This window comes from Yersinia sp. 2541 StPb PI (assembly GCF_052217145.1).
Taxonomy (GTDB): domain Bacteria; phylum Pseudomonadota; class Gammaproteobacteria; order Enterobacterales; family Enterobacteriaceae; genus Yersinia; species Yersinia enterocolitica_E.
Window position 1 is genome coordinate 99,000 of record NZ_JAZGQB010000001.1, and the last position, 18,846, is coordinate 117,845.

An 18,846-nucleotide genomic window follows, 5' to 3' on the forward strand; every position below is an offset into this window, starting at 1 on the left:
AAGTGTCATTGTCGCAGAAATTTTGAGCATGGACAGCGCGCAAGCACTGGAGCGGACACCATGACCTTGTAAATCATGGCTACGTGACGGTGGTGAGCACTGCCCTAGGTCAAAATGGCAAGTAAAATAGCTTATTGGGAAGGTTTTAATAAGCTGGGTTGCCCACGAGCAGCCCGGCATTCTACACAGAGAGTTCGGGATATGTTGCAGTTCATACTCCGACGTTTGGGGTTAGTTATCCCAACGTTTATCGGCATTACTTTGCTGACCTTTGCTTTTGTCCATATGATCCCGGGTGACCCGGTGACCATCATGGCTGGGGAACGCGGCATCTCCACCGAGCGTCATGCTCAAATCATGGCGGAAATGGGGCTAGACAAGCCTCTCTATCAACAATACTTCCATTATGTGAATGGCGTATTACATGGCGACCTCGGCATCTCGCTGAAAAGCCGTATTGCTGTCTGGGAAGAGTTCGTCCCACGCTTTAAAGCGACACTGGAACTGGGGATCTGCGCGATGCTGTTTGCTATCGCGGTGGGTATTCCGGTGGGGGTGTTGGCGGCAGTTAAACGCGGTTCAATATTCGATCACACCGCTGTTGGGATCTCCCTTACCGGCTATTCGATGCCTATCTTCTGGTGGGGCATCATGCTGATTATGTTGGTCTCGGTCCAATGGAACCTGACTCCGGTTTCCGGGCGCGTCAGTGATACGGTGTTCCTTGATGACAGCCTGCCTTTGACTGGTTTTATGCTGATTGACACCTTTGTTTGGGGTGAGCCGGGTGATTTCAAAGACGCGGTGATGCATATGATTTTGCCTGCCATCGTTTTAGGGACTATCCCTCTTGCCGTCATCGTGCGTATGACGCGCTCCTCGATGCTGGAAGTCTTGGGTGAAGATTATATCCGTACTGCGCGGGCGAAAGGCCTGAGCCGGATGCGGGTGATTGTGGTCCATGCACTGCGTAATGCTTTGCTACCGGTGGTTACCGTGATTGGTTTGCAGGTTGGTACCATGCTGGCAGGCGCTATCCTGACGGAAACCATCTTCTCCTGGCCGGGGTTAGGGCGCTGGCTGATGGATGCTTTGCAACGCCGTGATTACCCAGTGGTTCAGGGTGGTGTGTTGCTGGTCGCAATCATGATTATTTTAGTTAACTTGCTGGTAGATGTGCTCTATGGCGTAGTTAACCCGCGTATTCGTCACAAGAAATAAGGGGCGCAGAATGTCTCAACTTACTGAGTCTACAGTAAAAAGTGCGCCGAAGCCGATGACTCCATTGCAGGAGTTTTGGCACTATTTCAAGCGCAATAAAGGGGCTGTTATCGGCCTGTTCTACATTATTATTATGCTATTGATTGCTGCCGGTGCTACCTGGCTTGCCCCGCACGGGCCGGCAGAGCAATTTCGTGATGCGTTACTGAAGCCGCCGGTCTGGGAAGAGGGCGGCAGTTGGAAATTCCTGCTGGGTACCGATGATGTGGGCCGTGATGTCTTATCTCGCCTGATGTACGGTGCTCGCCTCTCGCTGCTGGTGGGTTGTCTGGTGGTGGTGCTATCACTGGTGATGGGCGTGATTTTCGGTTTATTGGCCGGTTATTTTGGCGGTATCGTTGATGCCATCATCATGCGTGTTGTCGATATCATGCTGGCACTGCCAAGCCTGTTGCTGGCATTAGTGCTGGTGGCGGTATTTGGCCCCTCCATCGTTAACGCCTCGCTCGCATTGACCTTTGTTGCCTTGCCGCATTATGTGCGTTTAACCCGTGCCGCGGTGCTGGTTGAGGTTAACCGCGACTACGTAACGGCCTCAAGAGTGGCTGGGGCGGGTGCGATGCGCCAGATGTTTATCAATATCTTGCCCAACTGCCTTGCGCCGTTAATCGTGCAGGCTTCTCTCGGCTTCTCTAACGCCATTCTGGATATGGCGGCTCTCGGCTTTCTCGGCATGGGTGCGCAACCGCCAACACCGGAATGGGGCACCATGCTCTCTGACGTGTTGCAGTTCGCCCAAAGCGCCTGGTGGGTCGTGACCTTCCCCGGTGTGGCGATCCTGCTGACGGTTCTGGCGTTTAACCTGATGGGGGACGGCCTGCGTGATGCTCTCGACCCCAAACTCAAGCAGTAACAGAGGTAGAGAGAGATGGCACTTTTAAATGTAGATAAATTATCGGTGCACTTCGGTGACGAAGGTGCGCCGTTCAAGGCCGTAGACCGTATTAGCTACAGCATTGAGCAAGGGCAGGTGGTAGGGATTGTGGGTGAATCCGGTTCCGGTAAGTCGGTCAGTTCACTGGCGATTATGGGACTGATTGATTACCCCGGCAAAGTGATGGCTGACAAGTTGGAGTTTAATGGCCGTGACCTGACCAAGATTTCCGAGAAAGAGCGACGTCAGTTAGTGGGTTCGGAAGTGGCCATGATCTTCCAGGACCCGATGACCAGTTTGAACCCGTGCTATACCGTCGGTTTTCAGATTATGGAAGCGCTGAAGGTGCATCAGGGCGGCAACCGTAAAACCCGCCGTCAGCGGGCGGTGGATTTGCTGACGCTGGTGGGCATTCCTGATCCCGCGTCACGTCTGGATGTGTATCCGCATCAGCTTTCCGGCGGGATGAGCCAGCGCGTGATGATTGCGATGGCGATTGCTTGTCGGCCGAAATTGTTGATTGCTGATGAGCCAACGACTGCGCTGGACGTGACCATTCAGGCCCAGATTATTGAATTGCTGCTGGAGTTACAGCAGCGTGAAAATATGGCGCTGCTGTTGATAACCCATGATCTGGCACTGGTGGCTGAGGCGGCTCATCATATTATTGTGATGTATGCCGGTCAGGTAGTGGAAACCGGTAAAGCCTCGGAAATCTTCCGCGCGCCACGGCACCCGTACACTCAGGCATTGTTACGAGCCTTACCGGAGTTTGCTCAGGATAAAGCGCGTCTGGCGTCGTTACCGGGTGTGGTACCGGGTAAATATGACCGTCCTGACGGGTGCTTATTGAACCCACGTTGCCCGTATGCCAATGATCGTTGCCGCCGTGAAGAGCCAGAACTGCTGGGGCCAGCGGGGCGTCAGGTTAAATGTCATACACCGCTCGATGATGCGGGGAGGCCGACCTTATGAGCCAACCAACTGATATGAAAAAAGAATCACAGGTATCCAAGCCGCTATTACAGGCTATCGACCTGAAAAAATACTATCCGGTCAAAAAAGGGTTCTTTGCACCAGAGCGTCTGGTTAAAGCACTGGATGGGGTTTCTTTCACCTTGGAGCGCGGTAAAACATTGGCCGTGGTTGGCGAGTCCGGTTGTGGTAAATCCACACTGGGCCGCTTGCTGACCATGATAGAGATCCCAACTGGCGGTGAGCTTTACTACCAGGGTCAGGATTTGCTTAAGCCGGATGAAAGTGCGGAAAAACTACGGCGTCAGAAGATTCAAATTGTGTTCCAGAACCCTTATGGCTCGCTGAACCCACGTAAGAAAGTGGGGCAGATTCTGGAAGAGCCACTGCAAATCAATACTAATCTCAACAGCAAAGAGCGGCGTGAGAAAACATTGGCAATGATGGCAAAGGTCGGCCTAAAAACCGAGCATTATGACCGTTATCCCCATATGTTTTCCGGCGGTCAGCGCCAGCGTATTGCCATTGCTCGTGGGCTGATGTTGAATCCCGATGTGGTGATTGCCGATGAGCCGGTTTCTGCACTGGATGTTTCGGTGCGGGCTCAGGTATTGAACCTGATGATGGATTTGCAGCAGGAACTGGGTCTGTCGTATGTCTTTATTTCCCATGATTTATCAGTGGTTGAGCACATTGCTGATGAAGTGATGGTGATGTATCTGGGGCGCTGTGTTGAGAAAGGCAGTAAAGAAGCCATTTTTAATAACCCACGCCACCCTTATACACAGGCATTGCTCTCTGCTACCCCTCGGCTGAACCCTGATATGCGCCGTGAGCGAATTAAATTGACGGGTGAGCTACCTAGCCCCATGAGCCCGCCACCGGGGTGCGCATTTAATGCCCGTTGTCGTCGGGCGTTTGGGACTTGCACCCAACTACAGCCGCAACTGAAGCAATATGGTGATCAAATGGTCGCCTGCTTTGCGGTTGATCAGGATGAAGCAGAAAAAGCCAGCTAACACGAGTTAAGGCCCCAGCGCTGTTGGTTGGGGTCCAATCGACGAGTGCGATATCAATTACAACAACGCCGATAATTCGGCGTTTTTTTATAACTGAAAATAGCCTTCCACTGACTATTTATAACTTCATTTTAAAAATAATTACTGTAAATGTGAATGTAATATTGTAAATAAATAGTTACGCAACAATTTAATATTGCTGAATGTGACTTAATAACCGAGTACTCCTGTTATTTAGGTCGAGATTAACATTCACTTAAAATGATATAGATCACATTTTTAGTTCTATCTGGCAAATGCAGTCACTATCGATGTAAACATCATTTTGTTGATATGTGAATAATAAAGGGTGCAATGAATGCACCCTTTATCAAATAGCCGAAGACAATACTATTCGGTTTTTATTGTGGGTAAGGCACCCAGTCACCGCCATTTAATCGAATATAAGGTTTTCCCTGATATTGAATCACAATGGCATTATCGTTTTCCGATATTACCGCTGTTTGCGGCAATCCTTGTGTCAGGGTCTGCCAATTGATAGTCGGCGCAGTAAATACTTTGCCATCGACCATACGTGATACTAATTCAGAAAGCGCCAGATAGCTGCTTGGCGTATTGATAATCACCGGGCTGGCGGGCTGTGGCGCTTTGATTCCCATTAACGTAATCCCAACAGGGATATGCGTGATACTTGGGCTGGGGATATCCCTCAGGCCGGACATCTGCATTTTATCGCCAACCAGCGCGGCTCCATGCTCTGGTACCACCACCACCATAACTTTGCGGCCTGATTTTTCCAACGCCGCCAAAAACGTATTCAATTGGTCAAATAGCGTTTGGGCGCGAGCGTGGTAATCAGCCGTTTTATTGGTACCAACGAAACGGTTACCATCATGTAACGGTATGATATTCATGAAGGTTGCGCTGCGGCTATCCCCCCCTTTCTGCTGCTGTTCCAGCCAGCGGTTGAGCAGTTCCAGATCATTGTAAATTGGCTCACCATCGAAGGACGCCAATTGATTACTGATGCCTTTTTGTGACATCAGCGGCGCGCGCATATTGCCGTCATCTTGAATGTTTTGCAGATAATTACCAAATACACCTGAGTGGTCCATCATCAACTGAGATGTGAAGCCAAGTTTCGCAAGATTATCAAACAGATAACACTGCTGCTCTTGTGGCAGATAGAGGTCTTTGTGCGATGACTGGCCACAACTGGCGCGCAGTAGTCGAATAGAGGCTGGGCCACTGTAGGCGGTGGCAGAGTTGAAGTTCTTGAACAGAATATCAAACTTATTCCACAGCGGGTGCTTATCCAGTTGGATAGCTTCAATGTCTGACCAAGACAGCGAGCAGATATTAATAACTAACAAATCAAAAGGTTGCGCATCTGTTGGCAGCGATGTAGGGAATGCCGTATGGCGGGTTTTCTCCTGCTCATAAAATGCATTCAGATAAGCCGTCAGATTGGCATCGGTTGGTGGGCCATTGGCCGCCACCTGATGACTATTAGGCGTTGGCGGCTCAGCCCCCAGTGTTACTGGAGATGATGCTACCGACGTTTCAGCGGCAGGTGCCAGAGAAAATGCCGGTGCGGCGATGCTGGCAACATTCAGCCAAATCATGGCTGCAACAACAAAAACCGTCACTCGAATCCACTGTGAAATAAACAGGTAGCCCACCAGAATAACAAAGGCGGTCCCTATCATGGCCCAGTTAATAAAACGGCTAATTAATTCAATTAGATAACTGAAGCTAAAGCCCGTAATCTGCGAGCCTTGGCTCAGGATACTGTTGAGCCCCGGTAGCCAGGTGTCGTGATATAGCAAACCAATACCTATTGGTATCGCAATCCAGTGACGCCAGCGGTGGACCCTATAGGCCGGGATCGGAAATAGCAGGAAAGCAATAAACACCAAGTTGGCCAGCGGATGGAAGTTCAGGTAACCAAACCACAGCAAGGCAAACTTTAGCAGGAAATAGTAGTTCCATGCGCCAAGACCACGCCAATAGCGCCACGGGCTCGGTGATTCTTGCAGTTTATTCTTTGCATTCATGGTTGTTTCTTCGTCAGTGAAGAGGAGCCATTACGCAACCAAACCCCTTCTGATTTTAAATATCGCGCAGATAAGAACAGATGTTGTCTTTTCTCCCACCAGCGTGGAAACCAACGGTGTGCTACATAACCCAGAGGGAAAAAGATAACCGCAGCGCACAGCAGGATTTGCCAGATATCGTTGAGATTCATTGGGTTCGCTCCTTGTTCGGCCCGACATTCAGTGCCAGAGGCACGGGGACTCGTCGGCTAACTTCGGCTTGCTCAGCTGTATCAATTTGTTGCGTATAGGATTTTTTGTCACCGGTCATTTGCCATGCATCGGGGGTATTCATCCGATGAATCTCAGCGATAATTGCCTGATCCTGATACCACCCCCGTTGATTACTGAAAATTTCAGCCACCGGCAAACGGAATATATACTTCAGAGCGGTATCTAAATCATTGATACGGCAGGTAGAAAGGAATAATACCACGTGGTTATCAGCTACCGTTACCACATCACCATAGCGGCGTAGATGGCACAGTGTTAGTGCTTGTCTGGCCTGTAACCCAGGGACTGTCCGCAGAGCAACCATGACACCTTTGCCGTTTTCTGGCAGCAGCGTGTTGTTCATCAGTTGCAAAACAGAGTGGCAGAACTCAGCGGGAGGTAAATAACCTTTAAGCTGAAGTGGGCGTAACGCCTCCAATAACGCATTGATATCTTGAGGAACATGCCGAGAGGAATGTTGGCCCTGAATACCTTCTAACATGGTAAGAAAGCGTGACAGCGGTGCTATGTGAGGCACGATCAGATTCGCGCCGCAGGCCAGCAATAAACGTTCATCGCTGTAACGCAGGCTGGCGTTCATTTCACGCACCACAATTTTGATAGCATCACCCCGTTGGCGGCGTATGTTATGGATCTGATGTGCTAAATCGTCAATTTGCTCACTTTGATTAAGGGCAAAAATCAATGTGGCGGCATGAGCACTTATTGCCCGCTGCGCCAATACTACATTATTATCAAGTAGTTGCCAGTTGGTAGAGAGTGGCGGAGCGCCTTCCAAAATAGTGCGCTCCGCCAAATACAGATGCTCATCATTACGTGAAAGCGGCAGTGCCTGTTGAACTTCATCCGCCATGCTCCAGCCTTGTTCATCTGCTTCTAATCGGACTAACTGATTGGCGGTAACCCCTTTTTCAGTGCTCCACCAAGAGGCAACATACTGGGCATTATCTTGCTGCCATTGCAGGCTAGCCAATCCTTGTAAATAACGATGCTGGCTAACTAGTTGATTCTTAACTTTATTAATACCAGAACTGTGGCAAATTACGATTAACGTACAGTTTTGCGCCTCCAGCCATTGCTGAATATGCTGTAGCCACTGCTGCATCTCTTCGCCAGTGAATGTTTGCCATAAACTGGCCGGTGCTAACAGAATGAACAGTCGCTGTTGCGGCCGTAATGAACGCATTAAATCTTGAGTTAAATGTAGTAATGCTTTTCTTTGTGCCGGTAAGGTAAAAAGTGGCAATTTATAGGGGCCATAACCCACAATATTTGCCAGTAATTTCTCAGGTTTTAGCCCGCAACAAATCAAGGCGGCCCGAGTATTTTCAGATTGGTTACGAATAAGTTGCTGACAGAATAAATTAGCATCAATTTGACGTTCAATATTGACCCAATAAAACCCAGGCGCCTGCATCACGGCTAATTCATCCCAGATTTTTCGAATACCTAATGTGAAAGATCGTGGCATAGATTCTTTATCTGCTTGGTTAAAATGCGATTGGGCCAATTACTGGATAAATTCAGTGAACAATTGTAACATTGCAATAATTATTAACCAATGTCTTTACCGTGATAATAATCTAAGACTCATCTTATTGGGAGAAAGTATACTCGAATTATTGTTATAATTAATTACCATAGCCTATTTTCTAAAGGCGGATAAATGAAAACCATAATAAATCGATTTCACGCCAAAACATCGCTCGAATCTCAGGATGATCTACTAGCATTAACTCAGGCTTTCTCATTACCAACGTTAAGTTATATCGATATCGTCCGTCAGGAACGATTAACTCAGATGATGGCTCGCTGGCCATTGTTGGCTGAACTGGCACAATCCACAGGGAGTGAATAGTTTATGCCGGTACTGGCGTTACAAGGGATAAGAGGGGGGACTGGTACCACATCGGTAACCGCCGCGCTTGCTTGGGCATTGCAACAACTGAAGGAATCAGTTCTGGTGATCGATTTTTCACCGGATAATTTATTGCGGTTGCATTTCAATATGCCGTTTGATCAAACCCGTGGTTGGGCCAAAGCTGAAATTGAGGGCCAAGGTTGGCAGCAAGGGGCGATGCGCTATACCGAAGGGTTGGATTTTCTGCCATTTGGCCAACTAACTCTCATTGAAACTGAGCAACTGAACTCGTCCTTACAACAGCACCCCGGTCAATGGCGAGAAAACCTGTCTGCGTTGCAAGCCAGCGCGCCCGATTGCTGGATTCTATTGGATATCCCTGCGGGTGATAGTATATTCACGCGCCAAATTTTAGCGCTGGCTGATCTGGTGCTGGTATTGATCCATGCCGATGCCAGTTGTCATATTCGTCTACATCAGCAAAATCTGCCTGTCGACTGCCATTTCCTGCTGAACCAATTTTCTGCCAGTAGCCATCTACAACAGGATTTACATCAGCTTTGGCTACAAAGTCTAGATAACTTATTGCCTACATTTATTCATCGCGATGAAGCAATGGCTGAAGCGTTGGCGGCCAAACAACCATTGGGTGAATACAGTGAGCAAAGTTTGGCTGCTGAAGAGGTCACCACACTGGCAAATTGGTGTTTGATTACTGTGGCGAACAATAGGCTATGAACTACTTGATGCGGATGTTATTTCTGACCCCGGTTTATCAGGGGATGCGCCGTCGTTATCATCTGTATATGCAGCAAGGTTGCACCGTGCTCACCGCCTTTTTGACCACGTTGGCGCTGCCGTTGTGCTGGATTTTTCTGCGTCTGGAGTCGCCCAGTTGGCAACGTGTAATACAAAACCGCACTTACTGGTTCCCACAGATTTCACCTATTCGCCCACGGCTTGGCGATGGCCTACGGTATCTCTTGCAAGGGCTGTGGCTGCTACTGACCTATCCTGAATCGCGCAATGAAAAGAGGCACCAGCCTGCCGCAGTCGGCAAAAAGTGGGTAAAACATACCAGACAAGGTTATATCCGTTGGCTGGGGAATATGCCCGAACGTTTTGAACTCCAGCGACTGGAACAATCGCTTATCACCCGATTAACCCCGTCATCAAAGCGCACCCGCCGAGTCCTGTTTATTATTTTGGGTATTTTTACCGGCATATTAGCGTTGCTGTGTATTTCTCAGCCGTTTGGCATGATGGCGCAGTTCGTTTTTGTGCTGTTGCTTTGGGCGTTGGCAATGGTGGTGCGACGGGTGCCGGGTCGCTTACCAACCTTAATGCTTATCGTGCTGTCTTTAACCGTCTCCTGCCGCTATCTGTGGTGGCGCTATACCGAAACTCTGAACTGGGATGACCCCGTCAGTCTGGTATGCGGCTTATTGTTGCTGTTCGCTGAAACATACGCCTGGGTGGTGCTGGTGCTGGGTTACTTCCAGACTATTTGGCCGCTTAATCGCCAGCCGGTGGCAATGCCGGATGATATCAATAGTTGGCCGACCATTGATTTGATGGTGCCGACCTATAACGAAGATCTTGGCGTGGTTAAACCAACTATTTATGCCGCTCTTGGTATTGATTGGCCAAAAGACAAAATCAATATCTATATTTTGGATGATGGTAACCGACCCGCGTTTAAAGCATTCGCTGCTGAGGTCGGGGTGCACTACATTGCCCGACCCACCCACGAGCATGCTAAAGCCGGTAACATTAACCATGCACTGAAAAAGGCTAACGGTGAGTTTGTCGCCATTTTTGACTGCGACCACGTGCCGACCCGTTCTTTCCTGCAACTGACGTTGGGTTGGTTCTTTAAAGATACCAAGTTGGGCATACTCCAGACGCCGCATCACTTTTTCTCTCCCGACCCCTTTGAGCGAAACCTGGGGCGTTTTCGTCAGACGCCGAATGAAGGCACACTGTTTTATGGCTTGGTGCAAGACGGTAACGATATGTGGGATGCCACCTTCTTCTGTGGCTCTTGCGCTGTGCTGCGCCGCAGTGCGTTAGATGCTATTGGCGGTATTGCGGTAGAAACAGTGACTGAAGATGCCCATACCTCGTTGCGTATGCACCGTAAAGGATACTCCTCCGCCTATATCCGCATTCCGCAGGCCGCAGGCTTGGCAACAGAGAGTTTATCGGCGCATATCGGGCAGCGTATCCGCTGGGCGCGGGGCATGGTTCAGATCTTCCGGCTGGATAATCCACTACTGGGTAAGGGGCTGAAGTTAGTCCAGCGCTTATGTTATGCCAATGCCATGCTGCACTTTTTATCCGGTATTCCACGCTTAATCTTTCTAACCGCTCCGCTGGCTTTCTTGTTGCTGCATGCTTACATCATTTTTGCTCCGGCACTGGCGATTGCACTCTATGTGTTGCCGCATATGATCCATGCCAGTCTGACCAACTCCCGCCTGCAAGGGAAATACCGCCATTCCTTCTGGAGTGAAATCTATGAAACGGTGTTGGCATGGTATATCGCCCGTCCGACCACCATGGCACTTCTCAGCCCACACAAAGGAACGTTTAATGTGACGTCGAAAGGGGGGTTGGTTGAAGAGCAGCATGTGGATTGGGTGATCACCCGCCCGTATATCGCGCTGGTTCTTCTCAACGTTGCCGGCCTGATTGCGGGTTTGTGGCGTTTGGGTCATGGCCCGTCGAATGAAATTATGACGGTGGTTATCAGCTTGGTGTGGGTGATTTATAACATGACGATTTTAGGCGGTGCCGTCGCGGTGGCAGTTGAAGCTAAACAAGTGCGCCAGTCACACCGGGTCGAGATAGCCATGCCAGCCGCAGTAGCCCGTGCTGATGGTCACTTGTTCTCCTGTACATTGCGCGACTATTCCGATGGTGGCGTGGGGATTGAAATGCGCGAAGCCGGATTACTGCAAGAGGGTGAGGCGGTTCATTTACTGCTCAAACGTGGGGCGCAGGAGTACACCTTCCCCTGTGAGGTGACCCGAGCCTTCGGCACTAAAGCCGGGATGCGAATGCATCAACTGAGCGTGGCACAACATATTGATTTTATACAGTGTACCTTTGCCCGTGCCGATACCTGGGCGCTGTGGCAGGATGGTTTTCCTGAAGATAAGCCGATTGAAAGTCTGCGCGATGTGTTGGCGCTGGGCTTTAGAGGATATGTCCGTATGGCCAGCTATGCGCCACCGGTAATGCGAAATGTATTGGTAGGATTTACTTCCCTGATTGCCTGGATAGCGTCATTTGTACCCCATGGCGTCGGTAAGAATCAGGCTCCGAGTAGCCAAGGCCAGACAGTGGCTCAACATTGATGATGGTATGGTGATGAGAAAAATAACATGGTTTACCGCATTGGCTTTGGGATTGACGTCATTCACCCATGCTGAAACTCCAACGGTACCGTCAGCTCAATCGGCGGTCATGGCCACTGACGTGGCGCAGATACCCGCAATATCGGGTGATGTACCGATGCGCGACGTAGAATATTCGTTTGCCAAAATCGCGCCGCCGCCGGGGACCTTCTCCTTGCGTGGCACTAACCCTGAAGGCCAGCTTGAGTTCGGCGTGCGCAGTGATGAGGTGGTGACTCATGCGACCTTGAATCTTGAGTTTACGCCATCACCTTCGCTGATCCCGGTGGAGTCGCAGGTGAAAATTTTGCTGAATGATGAACTGATGGGCGTCATGGCGATCACCAAAGATCAGCTTGGTAAACCCACCCACCTTCAATTACCGATCGATCCGCGTTACATCACTGATTTCAACCGCTTGCGGTTAGTTTTTGTCGGCCATTATCAAAATATCTGTGAGAACCCAGCGAGCAATACCCTGTGGTTGGATGTCAGTAAGTCCAGCTCACTGGATTTGCGCTATCAATCGCTGCTGGTTAAAAATGATTTATCCCACTTTCCTGAGCCATTTTTTGATGCCAGAGATAATCGCCCGCTGATTCTACCCGTGATATTTGCTGCTGCACCTGATGTGTCGCAGCAGCGGGCCGCCGCTATTCTGGCCTCATGGTTTGGTGATAAGGCGCAATGGCATGGGCAGAACTTCCCGGTATTGTATAACCAACTGCCTACTCAGCATGGCGTAGTATTCGCGACTAATGCTCAACGCCCTGATTTCCTAAAAGATTACCCGCCGGTGAAAGCTCCAACGGTGGAAATCATCAGTCATCCGAATAACCCGTATGTGAAGTTATTGCTGATTCTGGGGCGCGATGATAATGACCTGATTACTGCGGCACAGGGGATCGCGCAAGGCAATATTCTGTTTCGTGGTCAGAATGTAACGGTGGATAAGGTTGAGCCATTAGCACCTCGCCTGCCTTATGATGCACCAAATTGGGTGCGTACCGACCGCCCGATGACATTTGCTGAGTTGCAGCAATATCCTGAGCAACTGCAAACATCGGGATTACTGCCGCCGCCGATTTCATTAGCGATGAATCTGCCACCGGATTTGTTCTTGACTCGCAGTGCTGGTATCGATATGCGCTTGATATATCGTTACACCTCAACACGTTTGATGGATGGTTCCCGCTTAAGTATCAGCTTGAATAATCAGTTTGTGCAGGATTACCCACTGTCACCGAATATGCCCGAAGACAGTAAGATCCTGCGTCTGCCACTGCTACAAGGCTTACAGGATGCTGCCAAAAGGCTAAGCATTCCGTCCTTGAAACTGGGCGCGACTAACCAATTACGTTTTGATTTTGATTACAGCACCTTGCTGGCAAGCGGTGCCGAGGGGCGATGTGAAACCTATTCTACCGCGCCGAATCACGCGGTAATTGACGGTAACTCTACTATTGATTTCTCCGGTTACCGTCACTTTATGGAAATGCCTGATCTACGGGCATTTGCCAATGCTGGATTCCCCTTCAGCCGTATGGCTGATCTCTCCGAAACGCTAGTTCTGGTACCACCAAACCCGGCGCCAGCACAGATAACCACCCTACTCAATGCGGTGGGAAATATCGGGGCGCAGGTGGGTTACCCCGCGGTCGGTATTAACATTACCGATGATTGGTCACAGGCGGCGGAGAAAGATGCGGATGTGTTGATTATTGGCACCATTCCGCCAGAACTGCGCAATGATCGAAAGATTAACGTACTGGTGGAACAGACCCTGAGTTGGGTAAAAATGCCAAATCGGCAAACCGGCTTACCAACCATGATGGTACCGCAATCAGATTGGGTAGCAGACAGCCAGGCGACGATAAGCTCTGAAGGGGCGATGTCGGCGATTATCGGTCTACAGTCACCTCACTTCCCTCAGCGCAGTATTGTGGCGTTATTGGCCGACAGCTCGCGTGGTTATACCTTGCTGAACAATGCCATGCTCGATACTGGTAAACGCGAAGCGATATTTGGCTCAGTCGCGGTTATTCGCGAGTCGGGCGTCAACAGCCTGCGGGTTGGTGAGACCTATGATGTCGGTCATTTACCGTGGTGGGAACGTATCTGGCATACCTTATCTACCCATCCGGTACTGTTGGCAGGGGTGGCCGTATTGGTCGTGGTTATGGCTGCAATGATGGTCTGGCGTGTATTACGTCTGATCAGTCGCCGCCGGTTATCACCTGATGAGCGAGATTGACGTTGAAGGTCGTGATGTTTAAGCGACAGATCTGTGCCCTGCTGCTCGTCAGTTTTGGTAGCGCAGCAACATGTGATTGGCCAGCATGGCAGCAGTTCAAACATGACTATGTCAGCGATGGCGGGCGCATTATTGATCCCAGCAGCCCGAGGAAAGTCACCACGTCGGAAGGACAGAGTTATGGGTTGTTTTTTGCTCTGGTTGCCAATGATCGGGAAACCTTTGACCAATTATTGTCCTGGACGGAAAACAACCTGGCCGCCGGGGATTTAACCGCACGTCTGCCGGTATGGCTATGGGGACAACGCAAGGATAATAATTGGGATGTTCTGGACCCCAATTCGGCCTCTGACGCGGATTTATGGATTGCATACAGCTTGCTGGAAGCGGGGCGGTTATGGGATAGCCGCCGTTACCAGACGATGGGTACTTTGTTGCTGCAACGTATTGCTCAAGAGGAAGTGGTGAATATTCCGGGCCTTGGCGAAATGCTATTGCCGGGGAAAATTGGTTTTAATGATGATGACCGTTGGCGGCTCAACCCGAGTTATCTGCCGCCACAACTGTTGGCCCGCTTTGCCTCTTTGGCGGGGCCGTGGAAAGCGATGGTTAAAGTCAATCAGCGCTTATTGCTTGAAACGGCACCCTATGGTTTCTCCCCTGATTGGGTGGTTTGGCAAGAGGGCAAAGGCTGGCAACCTGATGAGACACGGCCCGATGTCGGTAGCTACGATGCGATACGCAGCTATTTGTGGGTTGGTATGTTGTCCAATAACAGCCCAGAAAAGGCTGTATTAATCCAGCGCTTCCAGCCAATGGCGGCGGTAACCCAACAACGTGGGGTACCACCAGAAAATACGGATACCAGCAACGGTAAAACCAGTGGTAAGGGATCGGAAGGGTTCTCGGCGGCATTACTGCCATTTTTAGCCGGTAGCCCTGAACCCTATAATCAGCAAACCTTGAGCGTGCAACAACAACGTGTGCAAGATTCGCCACCGCCCGCAGATGCCTATTACAGTGCGGTGCTGACACTGTTTGGTCAGGGATGGGCGCAGCATCGTTATAGTTTCAATCGTCAGGGTGAGCTTCAGCCCTCATGGAACAGTCAATGCGCAACATTAAAATATACTGGCTCTTAAGCTTAGCGCTGTTGTCCCAAGCCTTTACCACTCCGGCGCAGGGCGCTGAGCCTATCTCACCGACCCAGTTTTTACTGGAGCAGGTACGGCTAGGGGAAGCAACCAATAGAGACGAGTTGGTTAAGCAATCACTGTATCGCTTGAATATGATGGACTCGAATAACCCGGAAGTGGTGGCGGCAGGAATGCGCCAAGCTCTGAGACAGGGTAATTTGGCTGAAGCACAAAAACAGTTGGATAAGCTGCAACAATTGGCACCCGACTCAGAGGCTTATCAGCGGGCTAAACTGCTGTTGGCGCTGACTAAGCCGGAGGTACGCCAACAATTACAACAAGCGCGTCTGTTAGCGACCGCCGGGCGGGTGACTGAGGCCAAAGTTCAATATGATCAACTGTTGCAAGGCAAACCACCAACACTGGATCTTGCTGTGGAATACTGGCGGTTGGTCGCACGTGTACCGGGGCAGGAAGCTCTCGCCACCCAGAAATTAGCCGCGCTTGATCAACAATACCCCGGTAATGTCGCGCTGCGAATGGCCTTGGCGCGCCTGTATTTCAATCAGCAAAATGCCACGCAAGGCTATGCCACATTGGAGAAAGTGGCCGCGGACCCAGTGGGAGCTTCAGATGCCGCAGACTTGTGGATGGAGACTGTCAAAACCATGACTGTCAGTCCACAAAGCGTGGCGGCGCTGACCCATTTCCTCGACATCTTCTCGTCTGGTCCTCAGGCTAATATCGCCCGTCAAGCATTGGCCAGCCAGCAGGCCATGCTGGCTTCACCGACTTATCAAGCGCGTTTAAGTGGATTGGCAAAAGTAGACAGCGGTGGCGGGGCGGCGGCTATCCCCGCACTAAAACAGGCACTGGCTGCCGCACCTAATGACCCCGAGATACTCGGCGCGCTGGGTCTGGCATATGCCCGTAGTGGTGACCGTGCCCAAGCTCTGCGCTTGTTTGAACTGGCGCAAAAATCAGATAAAGATGGTCTGAAAAGCGACAAGTGGATCAGCCTGATAAAAACCAATCGCTACTGGCTGCTAAATGACGAGGGGGATAAAGCGCTGAAAGCCGGTAATACCGGGGTGGCACAACAGAAATACCAGCAAGCGCGCCATATTGATGGCAGCGACAGCTATGCATTGATTGGTTTGGCTGATGTTGCCGTGGCCCGTCATGATGATAAAACGGCCGAGCAGTATTATCAGCAGGCACTCCGTCTGGACCCATCAAACGGCAGTGCGGTACGAGGGCTAACCCATATCTACCAGCGCGAATCGCCGCAAAAAGCACTGAGTTATCTGAGCAGTTTACCACGCAGTCAACAAGCCAAAATGCATGACACATTAGACAGCCTGCAAGTCGATATGCTGAAACAACAAGCCGAAAATCTGGCGGCGCAGCAACAATGGCATCAAGTAGCGGAAAAATATCGCCAGGCGCTGAAGATGGCCCCGGACGATGTCTGGATAACCTACCGGCTGGCACAAGCGTTAGCGCAAGAGGGGCATTTGGTGGAAGCTGACGCACAGTTCCACCAATTAGCGAGCCGTAAGCCGAAAGATCCCGAGCAGGTATATGCCTATGCGCTGTATCTCTCCAGCACCGGGCGTGATAGTCAGGCATTGGCGCATTTGGCAACACTGCTAACCCTGCACTGGAACGATAATATCCGCGCTTTAGACCAGCGCTTGAAATTTGCTCAGCTACTGACATTAGCTCGCCAACTGCGGGCTAGTGGTGATGAAGTGGGGGCGATAACCCTATTACGTCAACAGCCAGCCAACACAGCCATTGACTTGACGCTTGCTGATTGGGCGTTGGAGCATGGTGACTATCACACAGCACTGGTGGGGTATCAGCGAGTTCGGGCGCGCGAGCCACAAAACCCCGATGCTATTCTGGGTGAGATTGAGGCTTATATTGCCGAAGGCCGTCTCAGTGACGCTCGCCAATATTTACAACATGAGCCACTTTCCGGTGACGGGACTAACTCAAGCGCTCAGCGGCGGATAGCCAATGCCTGGTACGGCGTGGGTGAACCACAAAAAGCGGCAGAGATCTTCCAGCACTTGAAACCGGCGGCAGCTAAAGGGGGACCCTCACAGGATAATGCATTGATATTCCGTGATTCAGGTCGATTAGCACAAGCGCAGGGGCAACCCGCTGCGGCACAAGATGATTTCAAACATGCCATGGTAGCCAGTGGTATCACACCGACACTGGCGGCGGATAACGACAGTTATACCTTGCTGACCCGCAATCAGGCCACCGATGGCTGGCTTAAGCGGGGCATTCGTTCTGATGCCGCTGACCTTTACCGCCAGCAGGAGACCCGTATCACGATTGATCATGACTACCTGCGGTCAAGCGGCACGGAAGGGATCTCTGATCTCCGAGCGCACAACACCATGTTGCAGGTAGATACCTCGCTGGCTGATGGTCGGGCTTTCTTACGAACAGATACGGTGCAGATGGATGCCGGGACCTTTGACAAGAATGCCCGATATAAAGCCGGTACCTGTTACCAGACAGAAAAGCCATGTCAGACTAATCTACATCAACAGGCAACGGGTACCAGTGTTGCCGTGGGCTGGCAAAATGACAGTTGGGAAACTGATCTCGGTACTACACCGATGGGTTTTGATGTCGTTGATGTGGTCGGTGGGCTGGCATACAGCAATAGTTGGAATCATATTGGCTGGACCGCCACGGCGTCACGTCGGCCAATATCCAGCTCGATGCTGGCCTTTGCTGGAGCCAAAGATCCGAATACCAATGTGACCTGGGGGGGCGTGCGTGCCAACGGTGTGAGCCTGGGAGCCAGTTATGACCGAGGTGAGGCTCACGGAGTGTGGAGCGATTTAAGTTATCACTATCTGACCGGGCAGAATGTGGCGGATAACCAGCGGCTGCGCTTTATGACGGGTTATTATTACAAGCTAATCAACGAAGATAACCGCCGTGTTACCGTCGGTTTGAACGGGATGTGGTGGCATTATCAAAAAGACCTCAGCGGTTATACGCTAGGCCAGGGCGGGTATTACAGCCCGCAAAAATATCTGTCACTGGCTATTCCGGTAAATTATCGGCAGCGGACGGCTAACTGGTCGTGGGAGTTGGGTGGGTCGGTGTCTGTTTCACATTCTGCAACTAGCTCACGGGCACGTTATCCACTGCAAAATCTGCTCAACCACAGTATCCAGACTATTCCAGACCGGTATGAACCCGATGATGGTGATAGCAGTAATGGGGTGGGTTATACCTTGCGCGCCTTGATCGAGCGCCGGTTGAGTTCGCATTGGACATTGGGGGCTGGGGTTGATATCCAGCAGGCGAAGGACTATACCCCAAGCCATGCACTTATCTACTTGCGTTACTCTCTGGCTGGATGGCAAGGCTCTCTGGATATGCCACCACAGCCATTGGTGCCATACGCAGATTTTAAGTAATCATTGGGTCGTGATGATTTGCACGAAAAAACAACGTTAGAGTGAGAAATAGCACTCTGACGTTGCGATCCTGATAGGAAAAGACTGAAACCCACGGTATTCTTCCCCTCCGGTTTGGTTTCATCAGATAAAATCTGAACGCGATCGAGTATCATACACCCAAAGTAACTGACTCGCTGTGAGCGAGCCATAAGCTGATGCTGGTTAGTGCTTCGTGAGTGGAGAGCCGCTAACATCGCTGCAACTTCAAGCAAGAA

General features: G+C 50.7%; 13 protein-coding genes. 10 read left to right on the plus strand and 3 right to left on the minus strand.

What is annotated here, in order from left to right; genetic code table 11:
• The first annotated feature begins 201 nt into the window (after window positions 1-201).
• The 4 genes from dppB to dppF are packed head-to-tail and all read left to right on the plus strand — an operon-like array spanning window position 202 to window position 4,149.
• Window positions 202-1,221, plus strand: a complete 1,020-nt coding sequence (gene dppB / locus V1953_RS00400) for a dipeptide ABC transporter permease DppB (protein WP_005174906.1) — start codon at window positions 202-204, stop codon at window positions 1,219-1,221.
• Between the two features lie 10 nt (window positions 1,222-1,231).
• Entirely contained in the window at window positions 1,232-2,134 is a 903-nt protein-coding gene (gene dppC, locus V1953_RS00405; protein WP_083161399.1) for a dipeptide ABC transporter permease DppC, read from the plus strand.
• A gap of 15 nt (window positions 2,135-2,149) precedes the next feature.
• Window positions 2,150-3,130 carry a dipeptide ABC transporter ATP-binding protein gene (gene dppD / locus V1953_RS00410; RefSeq protein ID WP_083161397.1) on the plus strand — a complete coding sequence of 327 codons (981 nt, stop codon included), beginning with the start codon at window positions 2,150-2,152 and terminating at the stop codon, window positions 3,128-3,130.
• Window positions 3,131-3,144: 14 nt separating this feature from the next.
• Entirely contained in the window at window positions 3,145-4,149 is a 1,005-nt protein-coding gene (gene dppF, locus V1953_RS00415; RefSeq protein WP_083163965.1) for a dipeptide ABC transporter ATP-binding subunit DppF, read from the plus strand.
• 401 nt (window positions 4,150-4,550) lie between these two features.
• Here dppF and bcsG read toward each other — a convergent pair whose 3' ends face one another.
• From bcsG to bcsE, 3 genes are read right to left on the minus strand one after another with little or no spacing between them, the layout of a single operon-like run.
• Window positions 4,551-6,206, minus strand: a complete 1,656-nt coding sequence (gene bcsG, locus V1953_RS00420; protein WP_372568459.1) for a cellulose biosynthesis protein BcsG — start codon at window positions 6,204-6,206, stop codon at window positions 4,551-4,553.
• Window positions 6,203-6,397, minus strand: a complete 195-nt coding sequence (gene bcsF / locus V1953_RS00425; RefSeq protein ID WP_083161393.1) for a cellulose biosynthesis protein BcsF — start codon at window positions 6,395-6,397, stop codon at window positions 6,203-6,205. Before bcsF ends, bcsG begins: the two co-directional genes overlap by 4 nt.
• A complete protein-coding gene (gene bcsE / locus V1953_RS00430; RefSeq protein ID WP_442850548.1) occupies window positions 6,394-7,950 on the minus strand; it encodes a cellulose biosynthesis protein BcsE in 1,557 nt (518 codons plus the stop codon). Before bcsE ends, bcsF begins: the two co-directional genes overlap by 4 nt.
• A gap of 195 nt (window positions 7,951-8,145) precedes the next feature.
• On the opposite strand from bcsE, the gene bcsR reads away from it, so the two are divergent.
• The 6 genes from bcsR to bcsC are packed head-to-tail and all read left to right on the plus strand — an operon-like array spanning window position 8,146 to window position 18,589.
• Window positions 8,146-8,337 (plus strand): cellulose biosynthesis protein BcsR, encoded by a 192-nt coding sequence (bcsR, locus tag V1953_RS00435; protein WP_083161389.1) that lies wholly within the window; start codon window positions 8,146-8,148, stop codon window positions 8,335-8,337.
• Window positions 8,338-8,340: 3 nt separating this feature from the next.
• On the plus strand, window positions 8,341-9,078 hold the full coding sequence (bcsQ, locus tag V1953_RS00440) for a cellulose biosynthesis protein BcsQ (protein ID WP_083161387.1): 738 nt from the start codon (window positions 8,341-8,343) through the stop codon (window positions 9,076-9,078).
• Window positions 9,075-11,702, plus strand: a complete 2,628-nt coding sequence (bcsA, locus tag V1953_RS00445; protein ID WP_442850549.1) for a UDP-forming cellulose synthase catalytic subunit — start codon at window positions 9,075-9,077, stop codon at window positions 11,700-11,702. Before bcsQ ends, bcsA begins: the two co-directional genes overlap by 4 nt.
• 7 nt (window positions 11,703-11,709) lie before the next feature.
• Window positions 11,710-13,995 carry a cellulose biosynthesis cyclic di-GMP-binding regulatory protein BcsB gene (gene bcsB / locus V1953_RS00450; RefSeq protein ID WP_442850550.1) on the plus strand — a complete coding sequence of 762 codons (2,286 nt, stop codon included), beginning with the start codon at window positions 11,710-11,712 and terminating at the stop codon, window positions 13,993-13,995.
• 14 nt (window positions 13,996-14,009) lie between these two features.
• Complete coding sequence (gene bcsZ / locus V1953_RS00455) at window positions 14,010-15,137, plus strand: cellulose synthase complex periplasmic endoglucanase BcsZ (RefSeq protein WP_442851287.1); 1,128 nt, start codon at window positions 14,010-14,012, stop codon at window positions 15,135-15,137.
• Window positions 15,107-18,589, plus strand: coding sequence for a cellulose synthase complex outer membrane protein BcsC (gene bcsC, locus V1953_RS00460; RefSeq protein WP_442850551.1), 3,483 nt, complete (start codon window positions 15,107-15,109; stop codon window positions 18,587-18,589). The genes bcsZ and bcsC overlap by 31 nt, the downstream gene beginning before the upstream one ends.
• Window positions 18,590-18,846: the final 257 nt, after the last annotated feature.